This is a genomic window from Salinimicrobium xinjiangense DSM 19287 (assembly GCF_000423585.1).
Lineage (GTDB): Bacteria > Bacteroidota > Bacteroidia > Flavobacteriales > Flavobacteriaceae > Salinimicrobium > Salinimicrobium xinjiangense.
Genome location: NZ_AUIG01000026.1, coordinates 1 through 19,931, shown reverse-complemented (window position 1 = coordinate 19,931; position 19,931 = coordinate 1). Strand labels below are relative to the sequence as shown.

Genomic DNA, 19,931 nt, shown 5'->3' with positions numbered 1-19,931 from the left:
TCTCAAAACAAATATGAATAAATTGAAATGTTTGCAAGTATGACGTAAGGCTTTGAAAAAACGCTATTTTAATGGCTTTTATCTTTGTTGTAGGAATTTAATTCATATAAGTGATAGTTGCGGTATTTAATTTTCAGGGAATAATGTTCTTTTATATCTATGCTATATAAATTCGTTCTATTTGGATGAACAATGATGAACCTAAGATTTTGTTTCGCCCATTTTTCCACTAAAGAATAATCGTAAACCTCTCGTTTGAAGGTTAAAACATGGATAGGTGTTGGAAATAATACGGATTTTTGAGGAAAAGACTGAGCAATATTTATGTTCTGAGAATAAAAATAGCTGTTCCCCAGGTTTGAATTCAAAAAATCTATTATTTCCGGAATATCACCCTCCTGGTTATTGCCAGAAGTCAAATGAACAAAGTTATTTATTAATCGTGGTGCATAATTAAAAGTATGAATGATTGCAATGAAAATCCCAAAAAACATAAAGCCTATCAGGTATAATTTCTTTTTAATTATATGGTGGCTTTCCAAAAAAGAAATCATAAAAAGTAGTAAGCATAGTAATAACTCATTAAAGTAGTTTATAGCCGAGCCAACTTTAAGGGCCGAGAAAAAAGAGAAAAGAGCAATGGAATAGCTTATCGTAATAAAAAAAAGTAGGCTGGTATTTGTTTTTAAGTACTTCCAATTCTTCAAATAAATCACACTTAATAGGATGAACGCTAAAGAAAACCAGCCGAAGTATGCGAAATAATGCCTGTAGGATGTCTCCCAGGCCGAATTAATGGAAGTCCCATTATCGATACCTTTAAATATATTCTCGTAAAGATATGTTAAGTCGTAACCTAGTATTTGAATTAATGCACACATTAAGATTAATGACACCACAAAAGAAATAGCTGAAAAAAATGCCAAATTCCATGTTCTTGCAATTATCATATAAAATCCGAAGGCGATGATATAAATTCCCATGGTTAGTTTCGACAGGATACCCAGTGCCATAAAAACCCCTAAAAGAATTGCTGTATTCCTCTTGTTCCCATTTTTTTGGTACAACAGGATACTTCGGATAGACAAAGTAAAAAACAACAGGATCAAAACATCGGGCCTTGATATATTGAACCAGGGAAAACTTATTAAAAGATAAGTTAATACAATTATTAAACTGGTACTTTTCTTAACCCCAATAATGCGTTGGAGGATGTCCTTTACAACAAATAAAGATAAAAGCAATAACACCACTGATATGATTCTCGTGACAACTCGAATTTTAAAATAATCATCTGGTTCAATTAGCAATGAAGTAATGACTGCATCGCTGGTAATATAATATAATGGGGAGTATTGGGTTATATTAAAAGGAGGTGTTTCAGGAGATTTGTATAGTAATCCATTATTTTCTACAGCCAATTGAATAGAATAAATAACATTGGATTCCACTCCTCTCAAATCAGATTGAAAAAAGATAGACAATCCTATCAGGAAAACCACTCCAATTACGGCAAGGAAATAAGTTTTTTTAAACAAATAGTAAATATAATCGCTATTTATTTTTTCCATATCCCCACTAATGATTTACCAAGTGAATGAAATATTAGCTGGTCTAAAATCTTCGATATCGGCACGATCATCCTGTCGTACTTTAGAATTTGTTTTTTTGTGGGATAAGATTGTTTCAAGACAAACTTATTCACTAAAGAAGCGCACACTCCCAGAGAGTCAAGGTAAAATATTTTTAACTTACTCAATTCATCGGGAATTGCATTGACAAGCATTTTCCTGTTATATCTTCTGTAATGCCCAACTGCCTCATCAAAAGAGCTAAATAAAAAATTAAATGCAGGAACCAAAATAATTAAGTGCCCCCCTTTCTTTAGGTGTAATTTAGCCTTATTAAGTTCTCCGGAATCATCTTCTATATGTTCTATTACATCAATGTAAATAATGGTGTCGAATTTCTGAACAGTGGGTAGATCATGCAAATATTGATTAAGGACTGTTACTTTTGAATTATCTACTGTGATATTATTTAAGATTTGATCTGCCAATGATTTATCTGGCTCAATAGATACAATACTCCTAACCTCCAATTGATTTTGTAGAATGAGATTCGTATTTATCCCTATTCCTGCACCTACTTCAAGTACATCCCCTTTTATAAATTTACTGATTGAATTGTACCAATACTTTTTCCAGTTTACAGCATCCTTAAATACGGTTAATTCGTCACCAACATATTTGGAATCATTCATGGATTCTGTTTAATATAAGATCTGTAAAAATCTAGAGGTTTGGAAATAGGTTTATTTCGATTGTTGAGGTGGGTAAGGATGATGAGTAGATTAAACAGCACTACTGTAATTAGTAAATTGAGAATAAATCCAAATACATTGGTAGCCCATCCCGGAATCGCGTAGCCAGAAAAGTACTTGACAAATACCACAAGGATACTAATAAGGATCAAGAGTAGAAAGACTATAAAACTTAGCTTAAGTACCCGGATAATTATTGACTCAATATATACAGATAGTGAACTTAGTCCATGAAGAATGAGGCTGCTGGAATTCATTTTCGAAAACCCCGAATATCGCTTACCCCTTTCGGTCGATATAAGACTATGTGGCAGCTTGTATTTCAATACGGATGCAGAATAATGATTCCAAAAACTTGGATGATTACATATTGTAGATAATAATGATTTTGGAACACAACTGAAATTTCCAAATGAAATTGATGAACCTGTTAATAGCCTGAACAGTAGTTTGTATAAAACATAGAATAATCTAAACTTTAAACTTTCTGAACGTTTTGACCTCTTAGCGAATATTATTTGGTCTTTACTGGAGGAATTGACCTTGTCCAGAAAATGACTTATATATTTCGGATTATCTTCTCCGTCAGAATCCATTACAATTATATAATCAGGATCAATTGGCTGTTCAAAGCAATAACATAGTCCAATCAAGATAGCTCTTTGATGTCCAACATTTGTAACTAAATCAATTTGCGAATAAGAGATATTTTCAGGGATCTTAAATGTTTTTGAGGGTAATTCAATAGAACAGTCGTTTATAGCAACCAAATGGATAGCATCAACTCTACTTGCCAGAGTCTTACTTATATTATACATCAGAGATTCAATACAGTTCCAATCATTAAAAACAGGAATTACTATCGTGATCTTATTTTTCATAATTTCTTACAAAATACTACTAAAGGTTTTGTTTCTCTTTTCTTATTCCTGAATGAATGAATGAAATGATCCCTTAGTTTTTAAACAAAGAAAAATTATTTGATAACTCTCTTCAATATTATATAAAATGATGATATTCTTGATTCTATTTTAATTTTAATTTTATATGAAATATATACCCTCCAGTTTTTTTCATTTTACAAATGACCTCTACTTTCTGTTCTACATATTTCATAACTAATAGCATCATTTGCAGGGTCAATGAAAGCTAATTGGTGTTTTCCAGAGTGTCTTCTGAATTTGAAAGTTTAAATATACTGCCCCGGTGCCGAATGTGGCCAGCTATATTAAGATTTAAAAGACTTCTTCCAGAGTTATAAAAACTTCGTGACGTGTTAAAAGAAAAAATAACTAATTTGGAGTTCAGACCAGAAGATCCGAAATCTATTCTAAAATGAGTTTCAACGAATCGATTCGACGATAATCAGAATTTAGAAAATAATGAATTTTAATATTTTAGGTAGACCAGATGGACTTGGTAACAGAATAGAAGAGATTATTTTAGCAAGTGCATTTTGTTCCAAAGAGGGTCAATATGCTAATTACATTTGGAACAATAAAATAAAGAATAGAACATATGATATCAAGCTTACTTCAAATCATCTCAAAATATCAGAAAAAAGTGAGCAAAATGTTCCTTATAAAACCTTATCTGAAATAAAGGTAAACTTAAGTCAAAATGAAATTTTAAAGTCTGGTAAAGAGGTAAAACCAAATTTTGATATCCATTTTAAAAATGGCATAAAGCCTATTGGAATTCATATAAGAGGAACAGACAGAATTAACAACAATAATCATCCACATTTTATGAAAGATAAAAAGGAATTTTTCTCGTTTTTATCGAAAGCACTAGAGGTAATAAATAATAAGAGCCCAAAGCATATTTTCGTAACCTCGGATGATTCTAATACTCGTGAAGTTTTTATTGAAAATTTGAATAAACAGATTATTATTATAAATCCAGTCTATGATAAAGATGTAAGTGCTGAATATGTAGATTTTTTTGCACTTACTTTATGTGAAGAAATAATTATGTGTTCTAAGTTTTCTTCATTTGCAATTACAGCTTCTTTAATTGGAAATATTCCTTTAATTTCTTTTTCTTTTGATGACAGTATAGAAAAAAGATACAAAGCCCTATTTAAGTACGAATTAAATGCTTTATATCGTAAAGACCTTTATTTGGAAGAGGTTTCTTCTTCTATGGATTTATCAATGTTAAAAAAACGTTTGCTTTCAATGTGCAAAAATGCATTGAGGCGCTTCTGACGCTAAACGTTGTGCAAAATACCCCCAATAAGAAACTCATGATTTCCTGTAAGGGTGCAAAATATCACCTTCCTTTTTTAAATTTTTCATAGACTCTAATTCTTGTCTCTTTTTAAATTGGCGCTGGTAATTCTTGCTTCAGGAACTTATAATTTCTCCAAAAATCCGGAGTCATATTTTAATTATTGGTTTGAACATATAAAAGGAACTTCTGCAGAGAGACTATCGTATAATGATCTTATGTTTATAAAACAACGAAGAAATATTAGCCACTTTTTTAATTCCTAATTTAATACTTAATGTGACTGATTTTTCTTTAATGATACTGCCATGCGGCAATCATCTTAATATACTTTTAATACTACAAGAAAAAGTTACAAAACTTCAATTTTTATTACTAGAATTTATGTTTCTGCTTAATATATTTAAACCTTCTATAAGTTTTATAATTAATTTCTTAAAAATTCTGGGCCATCTTACTGTTCTTTTTCCTGAAAGATATTTTTTATATTCATGTTCATGGAAGATAGCATAAGGAGAGTTTAACCTTTCACCATTCAATATATTTATTAAAGAATTATGTTTATCCAAGACAATTGGAAGAGAAATTTGATCTCGTCGACTGAAACGTTTTACTTCATCCCACCAGTTGTTATATAAACTATTTTTACCAACACTCATATTTTTAATCAAAATTGAAGTTTCATACAAACCGCAATAAGGGGAATAATTTTTAGAAAAGTAATATAGACACTGATAAAATAAAGTAAGTGGCTCCTCCTTTCTATCTCTTATACAGGCGATAGCCTCGTCATAAAAGTTAGTTCGTTTTGGATGTTGAAAAGTTGCTATTTGCTTATTCCTAACCAAATCAACGAGGTCCTGAATGGTGTTATGTTTTAACTGTAGATTTGCATCGTGCCATATTAAGAAATCATAACCTTTAAATTCTGCCAAGCCTAAGATCTTATAATACCGTGCATTTTTCGCTATATCTTTATTAAAGATTTTCTTTAAAATAATCTTATATATGTCACTTTCACAATTTTTATTATCGGTAATTAAAAAATAATCAATATTGGGATCTTGAACATAGTTTAATGGATCCCGAAGTAAATCTTTCTCACCAAAAATAGCGGTATATACAGCAATTTTCATGAGCTCTTTGGGAGTATATAATGTAATGGAATGGGATTGAAATTTAAATCACTATAAGTAACAAAAAAAGTTTTACTTATATGAGAGGATTTATTTTTAGGAAATAGAATTTTTAAATCCTGGACAAGTTTTCTTTCACCTATCCTGTTTGCATCATCTAAAAAAATACAGAAATCTTTTTCCAATCTTTTCTCGATAAAATTAATGATGGGATATCTTGAAAAAGAGATTTTTGGAATATCAGCAGGAGGACCGTCAATTATCACTAAATCAAAGAACATCTTCTCCAATTTTTTAATCAGTAAATTTTCATCATACCATTTACAGTTTTCTATATTAGAATCTACCTTTAGATCAGAATGAATAAAAACTACATGATCGGATAAACCTTCATCTTCTAACATTCTTTGCAGATCTATTATCCACTCCTTATTATGTTCAATTGTATGCAATTGAATTCCTAAGTTATTTTTCTTAATTAATCTTGCTATTAAGATGGTGGAAATACCCGCACCAAATTCTAATATATTCTTCCTATTATTAATCAATATCTCATTTAATATATAAGCAATCCCCATAGGCCGCATAGCCCCTCCATTTAATGGCAGGTATCTATTATTTACCAAAAGAGGTTGTAGTAACTGAAATGAATAAATATCATCTATTTCTAATTTGATTCTTTCAAAATCCTTTTTTAGAAACGGTAAACTTTTATATCGGCTAATAAGTTTTTGGATATTTTTTTTAAGATCTATCATCAGGATTCATTTCAGGTGTCAAAACAGGTTCAAATAAATTTAGAATAAATTATTCAGTACTAATTCCAATTTGCTTTTAATTGTATAGGTACGTGTGTAAAACTGTTAGCATTGATTACAGAAATGGTAAAATGGTTTTGATATTGAAATAAAGTTTTCCCCCACTGTCTATCGTTCAGCATTTCTATTGCGTTGCAATTAATACTATATCTCCCCGGCGCAAAATAATTTTTAATTTTGATAATATGTCTTCTCCTCCCATTATTAATGAACGGCTGGTTATCACTCAAAGAAGTTACCGCTGCAACCGGCTTTAGTTCCACGTCATTAAAAACCAACGTAATACAGTATTTTTCAATATTTGGGGAAATCTCGAGGTCATATTGAAATTCAATCTCTTCATCTCTTTTACATACATATGCTTTTAAATTTTCATCAAAAGCTTTCCCCATGATCTTAACTTCAGAAAATAAGGTTTCTTTATGTTGAATTTTTAAAGACTGCTCCATATCGAAACGGCTTAAATATGTTAACACGACCTTACTGACATTCGAGGAGTAACTTATCATCTTTCCTTCTTCCAGTAATAATGTCGAGGTACTAATTTTTGCTACCTGAGGCATACTATGGCTAACGAAAATAACTGCACATTTCTTTAATAGCTCCGATATTCTGTTAAGGCATTTGATATGAAATCCCACATCTCCAACTGCCAAAACCTCATCTATAATTAATACATCGGGTTCCATTTGAGATGCAATGGCAAATCCCAGACGCACCTTCATACCGCTGCTATAATTTTGTACCGGCATGTCTATAAATTCACGAATTTCTGCAAAGTCTATGATCTCCTCCAGCTTCCGGTCTATTTCTTTTCTGGTGAACCCCAGAACTGCTCCATTGTTATATATATTTTCTCTTCCTGTAAGTATGGGATTAAAACCTGCGCCAAGTTCGATAAGAGCCCCCACTTTTCCTTTAATGGTCACTTTTCCCGCGTCCGGTTTTAAAAGTCCGTTTAGTATCTTTAGCAGAGTTGACTTCCCTGCTCCATTATGGCCAATAAGTCCAAGACATTCCCCGCGCCTAAGCTCAAAGTTGATATCCTTTAAGGCCCAAAATTCCCGGGGCCTAAGCAGACGTTCTTCTTTATTTCCTTTTAAACTGGAAAAAAGATCTTTCACTCCATACCATAAACTGGTCTTAAGATCCTTACAAAACTTTTTGGAGAGATTCTCCACTTCAATTAAAACTTCCTTTTCCTCCATTCTATGCATTTCGTTCAACAATTATGGGAATAGAAATTCGGTATAAAATTAAACCCAGAAAAAAAAGAGGTAGTGTTGCTGCCAATACTAAAAAATAGTAAGTGAGAAATTCAGGACTGGTGCCTGTAATGAGATCCCGGCTGGTAAGTATAACAGGAGTAAAAGGATTAATTAACATAAGTGTGCGCATTATACCCTCCCTTGGGAGTGCATAGACTACCGGGGTTATATACATTAAAAAATTAAATCCCACCACTACCACTTTTCCAACATCTTTGTACAGCAGACTTATAGGGGCAAGAAATAGACCTATGGTGGTTCCGAAGAGCAATGCCCCTAAAATAACAAAGGGAAGTAACAACAGTTTCCAATGAAATCCAATGCCAAACAGGAATACGAATAAGAGCAATAATAAAACTTTTATAGAAGAATTAAATATTAATTTATAAATACCCGAGAATACCAGCGCCTCTTTGGTGAAATTAATTTTATTCATAAAGCCTTTGGCTGCAAAAGTACTCGCGGTGGGAGAATTAATCGCTTCAGTGATAATTGACCAGAGTAAAGTACCGGTAAAAGCATAAACAGGGTAAGGAATTCCCGTATCAGTGATCTTTATTGTCCCGGAAAGATTTAGAAATACCCATACCGCAGCAGTAGTAATGGGAATGATAAATGCCCATATAATACCCAAGTAGGATTGACGGTACTGAGCTTTAATATCTCTTTCTGCCAATTGCCTGGCTAAAAATCTGGACCGATAAATATCTCCAAAAATTTCTTTGAGCAGTATAAAGGGATTTATATTAGTTTCCTTTTGATAAACTCTGGTTTGCAATTTCATTGTAGGCACTGTCATTTAAATAAATACATCGTTTTTAAAACCAAAAGATGATGCAAGTTAGGGAATACATCAATATTTTACTGAAATGGAATCAATCATTCTAAAGAGTTCCAGGGCTTTGGATATGAAAGAATTTTATGAAGTGGTTACTACAATTTTTTTGCCGAGAAAGAACTGGTGAGAAAAGGAAGGCCGCCCTTCAATAAGATATCTTCTTTTGCTAAGTTTTATTCTTCCTGTACTTTGTACTTAAGCATTTAATCAGTTTTATTTCTGCAGAACGACATAAAATTCAAAATTGTTTTTTTTAGTTGGAATTATACTTTCTACCTGCAAATCCACCATTCCCAAATTATTTAATCCAGCCAATATTTCTTTAAAACTTTTAGGGGTAAAATACCACGCGTGAACATTGATTTAATTTGAAGCTTTAAATTCACTTAAAGCCTGTTTAATAATCCCCAGATCTCCTGAACGCTCTCCATGATTTCCCTTCCAATGCATAAAGGGGTCATTGTGTGTTTGCATAGATAATCGATGAGTGATAACACTTCTAAGAGAGTGTTTTATTCTTTTTTCTTCATGTGCGTTTAAAACATCTTCCAATTTAGATTCACAATTAAAATGATCAAAACAATATCTTTTATTTGGTATGATCAGGTAATATTTTCCTTCTGGAAATAATATTTGGCTTACATCATTAAGATGTTGAATTAAATCGGGTTGATGTTCGATGCAATGGCTGCTTACAACGTTATCAAATTTTTCATTGATAATCTTCAAGTCTCCATTTTCAGAAACAAAATCTATAAAATTAAAGCTATTAAAGGAATTCAATGGTTTTTATTCCCAAATTCCGTTTCAGGATGAAAAGCAAAAGGGTAGGAGATATTATTTCAAGAACAAATTCTATTCTTACACGGATGCAATTATTCTTTATTCTTTTATCAGATATTTTAAACCCAAAAAAATTATTGAAGTTGGTTCCGGTTTCTCCTCCGCATTAATGTTAGATGTCAATGAAGTATTTTTTCATAATAAAATTAATTTAAATTTTATAGATCCAAATCCAGAAAGGCTGTACTTTATTAAATCCAGAGGACAAAAATTTTAATGTTATAGCGAATCAGGTTCAATCAATTAATCTCTCTTATTTCCAACAGTTAGAAGCAGGAGATATGCTTTTTATAGATAGTTCCCATGTTTCTAAAACAGGAAGTGATTTAAACTTTGTTCTGTTCGATATCCTTCCCGTTCTAAAGAGTGATGTATTAATTCATTTTCATGACATTTTCTACCCGTTTGAATATCCGGAAGAATGGGTATATGAGGGCAGAAGTTGGAATGAAATCTATTTAATTAAAGCATTTTTAATGTGTAATAGTGAGTTTGAGATATTATTCTTTTCTCATTATTTACATATACACTTACCGGGATCTTTTGAATCCATGCCACTATGTTACCACAACCCTGGTGGAAATTTATGGATTCAGAAAAAATAGTGAACTAAAAGACAGATACGGTGCTTAGATCCAATTTATGCTCTAAGTCAATTACTCGAAATTCCTAATAAACTCCTTCCACTTTTTCTTTAATTTACTTGTTTGGGTGTCCTGTTGTCCATATCCTTTTCCATACTGGCCATAGCCATAGCCATAGCCATAACCGTAACCGTAGCCATAACCATAACCATATTTCGCCCGGTGGACAAAATGGTTAAGCACAAAACTTATATTCTTGATCTCCCCTTTGCTATACTTTTCGTTGATCACCTCCAGCATTCCACGTTTGGTGTAATCCTGGCGTATCAGGTATAAAGTAGCATCTGCATATTTTACGAGATTCAGGGCATCAGCCACCACCCCTACAGGCGGGGTATCCATAATAATATAATCATATCGCTCCTTCAGCTCATTCATAAGTACCTCCATCTGCTCATTCATAAGCAATTCAGAAGGATTTGGCGGGATAGGTCCGGCAGTGATCACATCCAGATATGGCACCATACTCGGCTGAATAATGGAATCGAGCGTCTCCTGACCGATGAGATAATTTACCACCCCCACGTCATTATTGATCTTAAAATCATCAAAGATCTTTGGTTTACGTAAATCGGCACCTAGCAATACAGTTTTCTTTTCACTCAGCGCGAACACTGTGGCCAGGTTCATAGCGCAAAAGGTTTTGCCCTCCCCCGAAACCGAAGAAGTAATTAGAACTGTCTTTGAACCTGTTACTCCCTGTTTCTTATACATAAACTGAAGACTCGACCGTAGGCCCCGAAATCCTTCAGCAATTGCTGATTTGGGCTTCTGGAAAACGGCGAGGTTGGTGTCCATCCTGCTTCTTCCAATCATCCCCAGGATTGGAATGGGAGATAGCCGTGTCACCTCCTGTGCATTATGCACATTAGTATTAAGAAACACCAGGAGGAATACAAATGTGAGCGGGATCATACCCCCCACCATTAAAGCCATCACATAATTAAGTTGAGTGTTGGGTCCAATTTTACCGCCTCCCGTATCTTTGGCCATATCAATTATCATTACATCGCTCACATTAGCCGCCTTAATCAGTCCTGCCTCGCTGCGTTTTTCAAGAAAGAGGTTGTAAGTTTTTTCACTTAAGGAGTATTTCCTTTCAATCTTAAGTAGATCCTGCTGCTCCTGAGGTAACTTTCTTATTTCAGCTTCCGCCAGAGCCATATCTCTATTGATCTCCTGCAATTCTCTTCGCAGAAGGCTTTGGGAGGAACTAAGATTTTCGAGCAGAACCGCTTTAACCGCATTGATCTGTCTATCTATATTATCAAATACCGGGGAATTTTGCTGTAGGGAATACTCATATTTCCTGCGTTCCTCGGCTAGAGTAATAATGCGACCTACGCCACCTACGATACTTCCTTCAGAAATGCCGGCAACAGAGGGTGCAGGAACCTCTGAGTAGTCACTCCGGGTTTTCAGATAATCCTCCAGAATTTCGTAATAGGCGAGTTCTCTCTGGACTGCTTCCTTGCGTACGTCCAATCCCTGGAGTCGGCTATTAAGCTGCCCCGTCTCAGCACCTAGGTCAATTATCTGGTTCTCATTTCTGAACCTGTTCAATTCATCCTCTACATTTTGAAGCTCCAGAGATTTAACAGAAAGACTGCTGTCGATAAACCGAATAGTTTTTGTTGCAAAGAGATTTTTTCGTTCCAGCATATTCTGACTTAAAACTCTTACCGATCCATTAAGATAATCTACTATCTCTGCTTTGTTATTTCCTGTTAGTGCCAGGTTGAGTACAGATGCACCCTGTCCCTGGGCATTAACAGAGATCCCTTTCCACCTGTTCACCACCCTGTCAAAATTCTCAAAACTCACATAAAATGGCTTGCCAACAACAGGCTCAATATCCGTAGGCAAAAAACTGCCGCTAAAGAAAGGCAAAACAACCTGATCCCCTAATTTGTAGTCCCTGCTAAATTTTCCCTGTTCTACCTCGACCTGCAGGTATTCCTGCGTCGCATAATTATAGGTTGTTGATTTCCCGCCGGAAAAGTTAGTACTCAAAGAAAAAGTTTCCGGATCTTTAAACCGCACTTCGAAAGTTGTGTTCAGTGCCTGAAATCCGGCTGTATCCGCTACAATCTTAAAAGGAGTATTGCCGTAAGCATTTACTCTTTGATACTCTCCATCCTCCAGGTAATTTATATAATACTGCAAACGTTCAACAACTTCTTCATTATGAGAACGGGATTTTAAAATTGTAATCGCAGTATTCACCTTATCTGAAGTTCCACCCCAGTTAAAGGTGAGGCTGGTATTACTGGTAAAGAAAGGATTTTGATCGTCTTTTATACTGATCGAATTATCAAGGCGGTAGACCGGTAATTTTCGGACGTTATTGTAATAGGCAACTCCAAGACTAATGGCAATAGACAGAATGATAAGCTGCCAATAACTCAGCACCTTAAGAATAAAACCTTTAAAATCAAAGGTTGAGCCAATGTCTGTTATGTGATCATCTTCATGTGCCATACATCACCGGGTAATTAGAAATATTGTAGTAGTAAGAAAAGCTAAAATACTGGAAATAGTAGTTAAAGCTTCCATGCCTGTTGTACCAAAACCTAAAGCTTTTTGCGGAAGTGGATTTACGATAATGAGGTCATTTGGCTGTATATAGTAATAAGGGGAGCGCATCGCATCTATCGTTGTAAGATCTATATGATGCCGCTTTTCCCCACCGGGATACTGCCGCACGATCACCACATCGGTACGATCACCAAATTCATTTATATCTCCGGCCTGGGCAATAGCCTCCATGATGGTTACCTGCTCCTTATAAATTACCTGGGTTCCAGATCCTATCTCGCCTATCGTGGTGTATCTTATTCCCGCAAGCTTGACGGTCACGAATATGTTTGCCTGCTCCCTGAAGTAATTCTCTAATAATGCCTTTTCAATCTTCTCTCTTACCTCATCTACAGTATATCCCAAAACGTTCACCTCGCCAAGGGTAGGAACTCTAATATTGCCGTGCGCATCCACCAAAAATCCATCATAATATAATCTCTCCTCCCCGGTAGCGTTGGCATCCCCCTCTCCTATTGGGTTAAACATACCCACCAGCTCCTGATCCAGCGCCTTCACTCTGATACTCAGCAGGTCATTTACCTGTATTCGATATGGTTTTTGAATCCGCTCCACCCTTATTAAACTATCTGTTGCCGTCCGGTCTTCCTGCAGGTACATTAGCCTTTTGGTGGGGACACAGGAAGAAAAAAAAAGCAAAACGCTTAGAACAACGATTAATTGTCTGATACTCATTTGGGACTAATAGGTAAAGACAAATATAGGTTTTGAATGTTAATAATAAAATAAATGTGTAGTATTGTTGTTCTTGCTTTCTTTTATAGCCCCCGTTCTTTAATATGTGGTGGTTTCAGGACATTATTCTATTTTTGAAAACTTACTTTAAAGAATGGCAGGAAAGGACATATTATTTGAAACTGAGATAAAGCTCCTACAGGAGCTCCGTTTAATTCATGCCATTGCTGAAACAGGACATCAAATCAACGTAAGACGATCTGAAAAATTTAAGGTCGAACCGCTTGAAAAAAAATTTAATATTTCCATAGGCACAGGAACGGAGGGTGTTTTTCCCATTGCCAATCTTGTAAAGATCGATCACAAAACACCGAAAGTTAGTATTGGAAATATTACCCAAACTCTTATTTTTCCCCGCTCCATAACAGATTACTGCAAATCTCTATGGAAGGCGGAACGCACGGATAAATTTGTGTTTTCAGGATGGATGAGTCGCAAAAGAAAAAAGGAATTAGAGCATTGGATTAGAGAAAAATGGGGGATTCAACGGAGCATTCATAGTCACAAAGAATATTTACCCAAAATAAAAAATCATTTCCGCCTCCTTTTCGGTTTACCTGAAATTCAAATTATCTTTAATAATGAACTAAAAATTTTGCCCTCCGGAAAAGGGAGAAAGTTTCCCGATAAAGCCTGGGATGAGGAATATTATCAAAATTTAGCCAATTCAAAGTTTGTTTTATGTCCCTGCGGCAATAGCGTTTGGACTTACAGATTCTTTGAGGCCATTCTTTGTGGGGCTATTCCCGTGGTAGAGAAAACATGTGAAGCTTATAACGGCTTCACCTATTTTGCATTCGATGATCCAATAGAAGAATTGAAATGGGATCAAAAAATCGCCGATGAAAACTTTAAACTTTGCCTGGAAAGAATAACAGTTGAACCGGAAGAATTAAACCGGGAACTTGAAAAAATTGTATATTCAAATTATTAAAAAATGTAAACGTCGGAATTTTCCTTTCATTAATACTGCCCACTAACTACTGCCTACTGCCCACTTCTTTTTAATAGCAGGCTCTTCGTCTTCTTTCATTCAGTCCGGGCCCGCCAATTTTAAAAATAACGCTCACGATTACCTGATTTAACCTGGCGTCATTAAACCAGCCTTTATTAGCTCCTCCGTTAGGTCCACCAAAGAGGTTATTATCCAGATCTATTTCCTGCCGCTCAGCAGTAGAAAGAGAATGTTCATATCTCACGTCAAGACCAAATCTGCCAACTTCAACTTTTACTCCGGCCTGTGCGTTTATTGGTGTATTTTGAACAACAATTAGTTGATCATTTTGTTCGCCGTAAATTTTTGCATCCAGCACATTGGAATAAACAGGTCCTGCATACACATCAAGAGGACCATAAATATTATAACCCAACATTAAAGGAATAGTGAATGTTTGCAAATCATATGGCGTGTTTTCCTCTCGCAGTGGAATTTCAAACTCCTGAGTTAAAGAGGTATAAACCACCTCCGGACGGATAAAAAATTTACCGAAGTTAACCTGTCCAAATATACCTCCATGATAGCCTAAACCTCCAACTCCCTGAATCGTCTCACCCCAGTAATTTGCATTAGATTTACTACCTCTTATTTCACCACCCATAGCGTAATTGATCCCTCCTTTGAGTCCGTAACTAAAGGTTTGTGAGAAACCGGTATAACTAAAGGCAAAAATTACTAGAAGGGCTAAAATGTTTTTTTTCATAAGACTGGATTGTGCTTCAAACTATTTACAAATAAAAAGATTTTTTTTAATACCTGTTACTATTCGTCCATATATAACGACAGTTATGGAAAATAATTTTGAAGTGAATAAAGAAATGAGGAATTTTTTCCAGGGATTTATCATTTCGAACCTGCCTGCCGGCAGGCAGGGGAGCCTTTTTGGCGACTGAGAAATCGGCCTCCTGAAATGCAAAAGGAGAATTCGTATTTGTTTCATGAGATCTCTCGTCGCTTCCTTTCCTCCGGTTAGGAAGCTCTGTCGAGATGAAAAAAGTCAAACTAGCTGTCAGTCAGGAAGACTCCTTAACGAATACCCTCTATAGCAGATTATCCATTATGAAAATGCGGACAGGCGAAAATCAATTTATTCCCTACACTCTTAAATTTTTATACCAGTCAATCTGTTTTTTAAGTCCCTCTTTAAGAGTTGTAGACGGATTATATTCTAACCATTCAATTGCCTTACCAATATTGGCTGAAGTCGCTAATTGATCACCATTTCTCTTTGAAATTACCTCAATTTTAATTTGCTTCCCCAGCAGTTCCTCTACCAGAGCAATTCCATCCAGGGTCTTATATTCTTCCCTGGCTCCCAAATTAATAATTTCTCCATTTATTTTGTCATACCTCAAGACAGCCTGATAAATTCCTTTCACAATATCTCCCACATAAGTAAAGCTGCGGGAATGTTTTTCACTTCCTTCAAAGATTCGAAAAACTTCATTGTTTAATCCACAGGATATTAGCCTGGTGTACAATTTATCGGGCCGTTCCCTGGGACCATAAACAGAGAAAAGTCTGAGTATTGAAGCTTTCATGCTCCCTAGTTCTACTTCCTTCATAATTAGTTCTTCTCCCTCCAATTTGGTACTCCCATAATCTGAAGCCGGATTAGGAGGTGTAGTTTCGGGAAAATCGACTTTAAGGCCGTAAACAGAAGAAGTGGAGATGTAAATAAAATGTTTTAGATCTTTATTCAGTTCTGCAAAATTTATAAGATTTCTGGTACCCAGAACATTGTTAGTGTAGTAATCATCAAAGGTACTTTTAGCAGAAAGACCGGGATGTGCGGCAAAATGTATTATGAAATCAAAGTTAATTGGAATTTGTAGAAGACGCTCCTTATCTCTAAGATCCACCTCCACAATTTCTACTCCCAAGTCTTTGAGGATATCTGCATTCTGCCGTTTGAGAGTTATGTCATAATAAGGAGAAAAATTGTCAATCCCCATCACCTCCATTCCTGCCTTTTGCAATTTTTCCGCAGTATGCGAACCTATAAATCCCGCTGCTCCTGTAACCAGTACTTTCATCCAAATAACTGTTAATTGCAAATAAAAAGCTTTTTTTCTATTCCTTCTCTTTTTAGCAAGTTTAGATAGACATATGTTTTACCGTTGCCGGTAGCGAGTTGCGGATTGTGGGTGGCGGGTTGATCTCCTACGAATCCCCACCCCGACCTACGGCCATCCCGAAACAAGTTCGGGACAGGCTCCCTCCGAGGGAGGGGACTCATTTAAACAATCTTTCAGGTAAAACAAAAGTTTGGAATTTGGTCCTCCTCCGCTGAAGATCCAGAGGATAAATGCTTGGTGCTTGAAATTTGGTGCTTCAGATAAATTTCTCCTCATAAACCCTCCTTATCCCCTCCTTTAGGGAAATAGAATGCTTCCACCCCAGACTGTGGATAAGTGAAACATCCAGCAGCTTTCGTGGAGTGCCATCGGGTTTTGTGGCGTCCCAGGAAATCTCTCCGGAATAGCCGGTGATATTTTTTATCATTTCTGCCAGATCTTTAATAGAAAGATCCTCTCCCGTCCCTATGTTAACACTTAAATTTCCGCTGTAGGTTTGCATGAGGTGCAGACAGGCTTCAGCCAGATCATCAACATGCAAGAATTCCCTTTTTGGAGCTCCTGTGCCCCATACCTCTACTGAGGGTTTACTTTGCTCTTTTGCTTCATGAAACTTCCGCAGCAGTGCAGGCAGGACATGAGCCGTTTCAGGATCGTAATTATCATTTGGCCCGTAAAGGTTTGTCGGCATTACCGATATAAAGTCACAGCCGTACTGCAGATTATAAGCCTCACACATTTTGAGTCCGGCGATCTTAGCGATGGCATAAGGCTCATTTGTAGGCTCCAGCTTTCCACTGAGCAGGTATTCCTCTTTAATCGGCTGCGGAGACATTTTCGGATAAATACAGGAAGAAGCCAGGAACAGGAGTTTTTTCACTCCGTGTAAATAGCTCTGGTGGATCACGTTGTTCTGGATCATGAGGTTTTCGTAAAGAAACTGACCTCTATAGGTATTGTTGGCCATGATCCCACCTACCTTTGCAGCAGCAAGAAATACATAATCAGGTTTCTCCTCTTTAAAAAAATCCGCTACGGCCTGCTGTTGCGTAAGATCCAGTTCAGAAGAGCTTCGGAAAATGAGATTTTTGAAACCTTCTTTTTTCAGCTTCCGCACCAATGCCGATCCCACCATGCCGTTATGTCCGGCTATGTAAATTTTTGAATCTTTTTTCAATTTCTTCGGTTTACTGTTTTCTGTTTACCGTTTATTGTTTACCGTTTTCGGTTTACCGTTTATTGTTTATTTCTGATCACTGACACTGAACACTGACCACAAAAAAGTCTTGGTTCTAGTCTCTTGGCTCTTGACTCTTAAACTTAATTACTCGTCCCTAAAATCCAGCGTCCTGTGTCCGCCTTCCCTCAAATATTTTTCTCTTCGGAAAAGTTCTACATCTGCTGCCACCATTTCCTCTACCAGGTCCTGAAGACTGTGTTTTGGCTCCCATCCCAGTTTCTCTTTACATTTTGAAGCGTCGCCTATGAGCAGATCCACCTCTGTTGGCCGGTGATATTTAGGATCAATTTCAAGTACCGTTGTTCCTGCCTGAATCTGAAAATCAGGATTCTCACACTTCACCACTTTAGCCTTTTCCTGCTCTCCCTCTCCCGTAAATTCAAGTTCTATTCCGACACAGTCAAAAGCCATCCTCACCAGTTCTCTTACAGAAGTGGTTTTACCGGTAGCGATGACGTAATCTTCAGGCTTATCCTGCTGCAGCATCAACCACATGGCCTCCACATAATCCTTTGCGTGCCCCCAATCTCTTTGCGCATCCAGGTTTCCCAGGAAAAATTTCTCCTGCATCCCCAGTGCTATTCGTGCCACCGCCCTGGTGATCTTTCGGGTGACAAAGGTCTCTCCCCGCAAGGGAGATTCATGGTTGAACAAAATTCCATTGCAGGCGAACATATCATAAGCTTCCCTATAATTCACGGTGATCCAGTAAGCATATAATTTCGCCACTCCATAAGGGCTTCGCGGATAGAATGGAGTCTTCTCCGTCTGCGGCACCTGCTGTACCAATCCGTATAATTCTGAAGTTGAAGCCTGATAAACCCTGGTCTTTTTTGTAAGCCCCAGCAATCTTACTGCCTCAAGTATACGAAGAGTACCGAGTCCGTCTACATTAGCCGTATATTCCGGAGTATCAAAACTCACCTTTACGTGAGACATGGCTCCCAGATTATAGATCTCATCGGGCTGCACTTCCTGGATGATCCGTGTAAGGTTCATCGAATCGCTCAGGTCCCCGTAATGTAGCTTAAACCTGATATCCTCCTCATGAGGATCCTGGTAAAGATGATCCACTCTTTCGGTATTAAATAGGCTCGATCTTCTTTTGATCCCATGCACCACGTAGCCTTTTTTGAGAAGAAATTCGGCTAAGTAAGCCCCGTCCTGTCCAGTGATACCGGTAATTAAAGCGGTCTTTTGTGAAGATTTTGTTTCGATAGTATTACAAAGATTGATTAGCTAAAAACAAATATAAGTTTTTATAATGGTAGGTTTTCTTTTAGTGTTAGCTTTTGCTGTTAGCTGCCTGCCCGCCGAAGCTATTGCGCAGGAGGGTTAGATTAAAAAGTTGCAGGTTTCAGGTTGCAGGTTTCGAACGGGTTGCGGGTTGCGGGTTGCGAGTTGATCCCCTACAAATCCCCACCCCGTCCTGCGGCCATCCCGAAACAAGTTCGGGACAGGCTCCCTCCGAGGGAGGGGACTCTTACAATGAAAATCTTGGTGGTAACAAAGATTATGTAGAAAAGGTCTGGCTCTTGGCTCTTGTTTCTCAATAACTGCCTACTCCTTACTGCTTACTGCTTACTCAAAAAATTCCGCTCCGCTGGAGCTCCTTTTTCAGCAAAATTATAATTCTATAAATATTTCGCTCCTCCGGAGCTAATTCTTAAGTCCCCTTCAGGGGATTTAGGGGTAGTAAATTCAGCTCATCCCCTCCCCAACCCTCTCCAAAGGAGAGGGAGCAAGGTTGCTCATTGCTCCTCTCCCCTGGGGAGAGCCTGCCCACCGTGGTGGGGTGGGGTGTGGGATGAGCAGGGATTGGAAAATTATTCGTTGTACATATAATTCCGTTAGCGCTTCCACCCTTTAGTCCCGATATTCTTATGGATAAACCAAGGTTAAATTAAGGGATTTTTCATATTGCCTGTTTTCTCTAATTAAGGCGAAGATCCTGTTAATTAATTTTGCTCTTACAGCATTAACAACAGTCATTTTGTTCTTTCCTTCTGCTATTTTTCTTTCAAAATAATCCCTGAGCTCACCCTTCATTTTTATTGCTGACAAGGCAGCCATATGGAAAAGTGTTTTAAGCTTTTTATTTGCTCTGTGAGACACTTTATTTTTTGATCTTTGACTTGTTCCCGAATGAAAAGAAAAAGGAGCTACACCTATATGACAAGC

The 19,931-nt window shown here is 36.7% G+C and carries 18 protein-coding genes and 1 pseudogene; 3 read left to right on the top strand and 16 right to left on the bottom strand.

Going from position 1 to position 19,931, the window contains the following annotated elements:
* Positions 1 to 68: 68 nt before the first annotated feature.
* The 4 genes and pseudogenes from G564_RS0110760 to G564_RS20885 all read right to left on the bottom strand — a co-directional run.
* Positions 69 to 1,571, bottom strand: a complete 1,503-nt coding sequence (locus G564_RS0110760; protein WP_029037671.1) for a glycosyltransferase family 39 protein — start codon at positions 1,569 to 1,571, stop codon at positions 69 to 71.
* Positions 1,559 to 2,263 carry a class I SAM-dependent methyltransferase gene (locus G564_RS0110755; RefSeq protein ID WP_029037670.1) on the bottom strand — a complete coding sequence of 235 codons (705 nt, stop codon included), beginning with the start codon at positions 2,261 to 2,263 and terminating at the stop codon, positions 1,559 to 1,561. Before G564_RS0110755 ends, G564_RS0110760 begins: the two co-directional genes overlap by 13 nt.
* Entirely contained in the window at positions 2,260 to 2,580 is a 321-nt protein-coding gene (locus G564_RS20715) for a hypothetical protein (protein WP_245583684.1), read from the bottom strand. Before G564_RS20715 ends, G564_RS0110755 begins: the two co-directional genes overlap by 4 nt.
* A 219-nt stretch (positions 2,581 to 2,799) precedes the next feature.
* Positions 2,800 to 3,204: pseudogene (locus tag G564_RS20885) on the bottom strand (glycosyltransferase); the annotation flags it as partial.
* A gap of 501 nt (positions 3,205 to 3,705) precedes the next feature.
* On the opposite strand from G564_RS20885, the gene G564_RS0110745 reads away from it, so the two are divergent.
* Positions 3,706 to 4,533: an O-fucosyltransferase family protein gene (locus G564_RS0110745; protein WP_029037669.1), complete on the top strand. Its 828-nt coding sequence runs from the start codon at positions 3,706 to 3,708 to the stop codon at positions 4,531 to 4,533.
* A 384-nt stretch (positions 4,534 to 4,917) separates the two neighbouring features.
* On the opposite strand, the gene G564_RS0110740 is transcribed toward G564_RS0110745, so the two are convergent.
* The 5 genes from G564_RS0110740 to G564_RS19080 all read right to left on the bottom strand — a co-directional run bounded on the left by G564_RS0110740 (position 4,918) and on the right by G564_RS19080 (position 9,398).
* Positions 4,918 to 5,691 (bottom strand): glycosyltransferase domain-containing protein, encoded by a 774-nt coding sequence (locus tag G564_RS0110740; RefSeq protein WP_029037668.1) that lies wholly within the window; start codon positions 5,689 to 5,691, stop codon positions 4,918 to 4,920.
* Complete coding sequence (locus G564_RS19090) at positions 5,688 to 6,449, bottom strand: class I SAM-dependent methyltransferase (RefSeq protein ID WP_051205404.1); 762 nt, start codon at positions 6,447 to 6,449, stop codon at positions 5,688 to 5,690. Before G564_RS19090 ends, G564_RS0110740 begins: the two co-directional genes overlap by 4 nt.
* Positions 6,450 to 6,508: 59 nt before the next feature.
* Complete coding sequence (locus G564_RS19085) at positions 6,509 to 7,717, bottom strand: ABC transporter ATP-binding protein (protein WP_051205425.1); 1,209 nt, start codon at positions 7,715 to 7,717, stop codon at positions 6,509 to 6,511.
* A 1-nt stretch (position 7,718) separates the two neighbouring features.
* A complete protein-coding gene (locus tag G564_RS0110725; RefSeq protein ID WP_169578125.1) occupies positions 7,719 to 8,561 on the bottom strand; it encodes an ABC transporter permease in 843 nt (280 codons plus the stop codon).
* Positions 8,562 to 8,978: 417 nt separating this feature from the next.
* Positions 8,979 to 9,398: a methyltransferase domain-containing protein gene (locus tag G564_RS19080; protein WP_394330243.1), complete on the bottom strand. Its 420-nt coding sequence runs from the start codon at positions 9,396 to 9,398 to the stop codon at positions 8,979 to 8,981.
* 224 nt (positions 9,399 to 9,622) lie between these two features.
* Between G564_RS19080 and G564_RS20880 the strand changes: the two genes are divergently transcribed.
* Positions 9,623 to 10,063 (top strand): class I SAM-dependent methyltransferase, encoded by a 441-nt coding sequence (locus G564_RS20880; RefSeq protein WP_394330244.1) that lies wholly within the window; start codon positions 9,623 to 9,625, stop codon positions 10,061 to 10,063.
* Positions 10,064 to 10,114: 51 nt separating this feature from the next.
* On the opposite strand, the gene G564_RS0110705 is transcribed toward G564_RS20880, so the two are convergent.
* Both G564_RS0110705 and G564_RS0110700 read right to left on the bottom strand, forming a co-directional pair.
* A complete protein-coding gene (locus G564_RS0110705; protein WP_029037666.1) occupies positions 10,115 to 12,583 on the bottom strand; it encodes a polysaccharide biosynthesis tyrosine autokinase in 2,469 nt (822 codons plus the stop codon).
* A gap of 3 nt (positions 12,584 to 12,586) precedes the next feature.
* Positions 12,587 to 13,375 (bottom strand): polysaccharide biosynthesis/export family protein, encoded by a 789-nt coding sequence (locus tag G564_RS0110700; RefSeq protein WP_029037665.1) that lies wholly within the window; start codon positions 13,373 to 13,375, stop codon positions 12,587 to 12,589.
* A 154-nt stretch (positions 13,376 to 13,529) separates the two neighbouring features.
* Between G564_RS0110700 and G564_RS0110695 the strand changes: the two genes are divergently transcribed.
* Complete coding sequence (locus G564_RS0110695; protein WP_029037664.1) at positions 13,530 to 14,369, top strand: exostosin domain-containing protein; 840 nt, start codon at positions 13,530 to 13,532, stop codon at positions 14,367 to 14,369.
* A gap of 70 nt (positions 14,370 to 14,439) precedes the next feature.
* On the opposite strand, the gene G564_RS0110690 is transcribed toward G564_RS0110695, so the two are convergent.
* From G564_RS0110690 to G564_RS0110660, 5 genes are all read right to left on the bottom strand, one after another.
* Positions 14,440 to 15,135, bottom strand: coding sequence for an outer membrane beta-barrel protein (locus G564_RS0110690; RefSeq protein WP_029037663.1), 696 nt, complete (start codon positions 15,133 to 15,135; stop codon positions 14,440 to 14,442).
* A gap of 391 nt (positions 15,136 to 15,526) precedes the next feature.
* A complete protein-coding gene (locus tag G564_RS0110680) occupies positions 15,527 to 16,468 on the bottom strand; it encodes an NAD-dependent epimerase/dehydratase family protein (protein ID WP_029037662.1) in 942 nt (313 codons plus the stop codon).
* Between the two features lie 298 nt (positions 16,469 to 16,766).
* The gene (locus G564_RS0110670) at positions 16,767 to 17,687 is read right to left on the bottom strand and encodes a GDP-L-fucose synthase family protein (RefSeq protein ID WP_029037661.1); all 921 of its coding nucleotides are present in this window, start codon (positions 17,685 to 17,687) and stop codon (positions 16,767 to 16,769) included.
* 147 nt (positions 17,688 to 17,834) lie between these two features.
* The gene (gmd, locus tag G564_RS0110665; RefSeq protein WP_029037660.1) at positions 17,835 to 18,968 is read right to left on the bottom strand and encodes a GDP-mannose 4,6-dehydratase; all 1,134 of its coding nucleotides are present in this window, start codon (positions 18,966 to 18,968) and stop codon (positions 17,835 to 17,837) included.
* Between the two features lie 663 nt (positions 18,969 to 19,631).
* Positions 19,632 to 19,931, bottom strand: a 300-nt coding sequence (locus tag G564_RS0110660; RefSeq protein ID WP_029036218.1) for a transposase, incomplete at its 5' end; no start/stop codon positions are given.

Excerpts from the sequence above, each read along its gene's own strand:
- G564_RS0110760 (WP_029037671.1), bottom strand. The coding sequence starts at position 1,571 with ATGGAAAAAATAAATAGCGATTATATTTACTATTTGTTTAAAAAAACT.
- G564_RS0110755 (WP_029037670.1), bottom strand. The coding sequence starts at position 2,263 with ATGAATGATTCCAAATATGTTGGTGACGAATTAACCGTATTTAAGGAT.
- G564_RS20715 (WP_245583684.1), bottom strand. The coding sequence starts at position 2,580 with ATGAATTCCAGCAGCCTCATTCTTCATGGACTAAGTTCACTATCTGTA.
- G564_RS0110745 (WP_029037669.1), top strand. The coding sequence starts at position 3,706 with ATGAATTTTAATATTTTAGGTAGACCAGATGGACTTGGTAACAGAATA.
- G564_RS0110740 (WP_029037668.1), bottom strand. The coding sequence starts at position 5,691 with ATGAAAATTGCTGTATATACCGCTATTTTTGGTGAGAAAGATTTACTT.
- G564_RS19090 (WP_051205404.1), bottom strand. The coding sequence starts at position 6,449 with ATGATAGATCTTAAAAAAAATATCCAAAAACTTATTAGCCGATATAAA.
- G564_RS19085 (WP_051205425.1), bottom strand. The coding sequence starts at position 7,717 with ATGGAGGAAAAGGAAGTTTTAATTGAAGTGGAGAATCTCTCCAAAAAG.
- G564_RS0110725 (WP_169578125.1), bottom strand. The coding sequence starts at position 8,561 with ATGAAATTGCAAACCAGAGTTTATCAAAAGGAAACTAATATAAATCCC.
- G564_RS0110705 (WP_029037666.1), bottom strand. The coding sequence starts at position 12,583 with ATGGCACATGAAGATGATCACATAACAGACATTGGCTCAACCTTTGAT.
- G564_RS0110700 (WP_029037665.1), bottom strand. The coding sequence starts at position 13,375 with ATGAGTATCAGACAATTAATCGTTGTTCTAAGCGTTTTGCTTTTTTTT.
- G564_RS0110695 (WP_029037664.1), top strand. The coding sequence starts at position 13,530 with ATGGCAGGAAAGGACATATTATTTGAAACTGAGATAAAGCTCCTACAG.
- G564_RS0110690 (WP_029037663.1), bottom strand. The coding sequence starts at position 15,135 with ATGAAAAAAAACATTTTAGCCCTTCTAGTAATTTTTGCCTTTAGTTAT.
- G564_RS0110680 (WP_029037662.1), bottom strand. The coding sequence starts at position 16,468 with ATGAAAGTACTGGTTACAGGAGCAGCGGGATTTATAGGTTCGCATACT.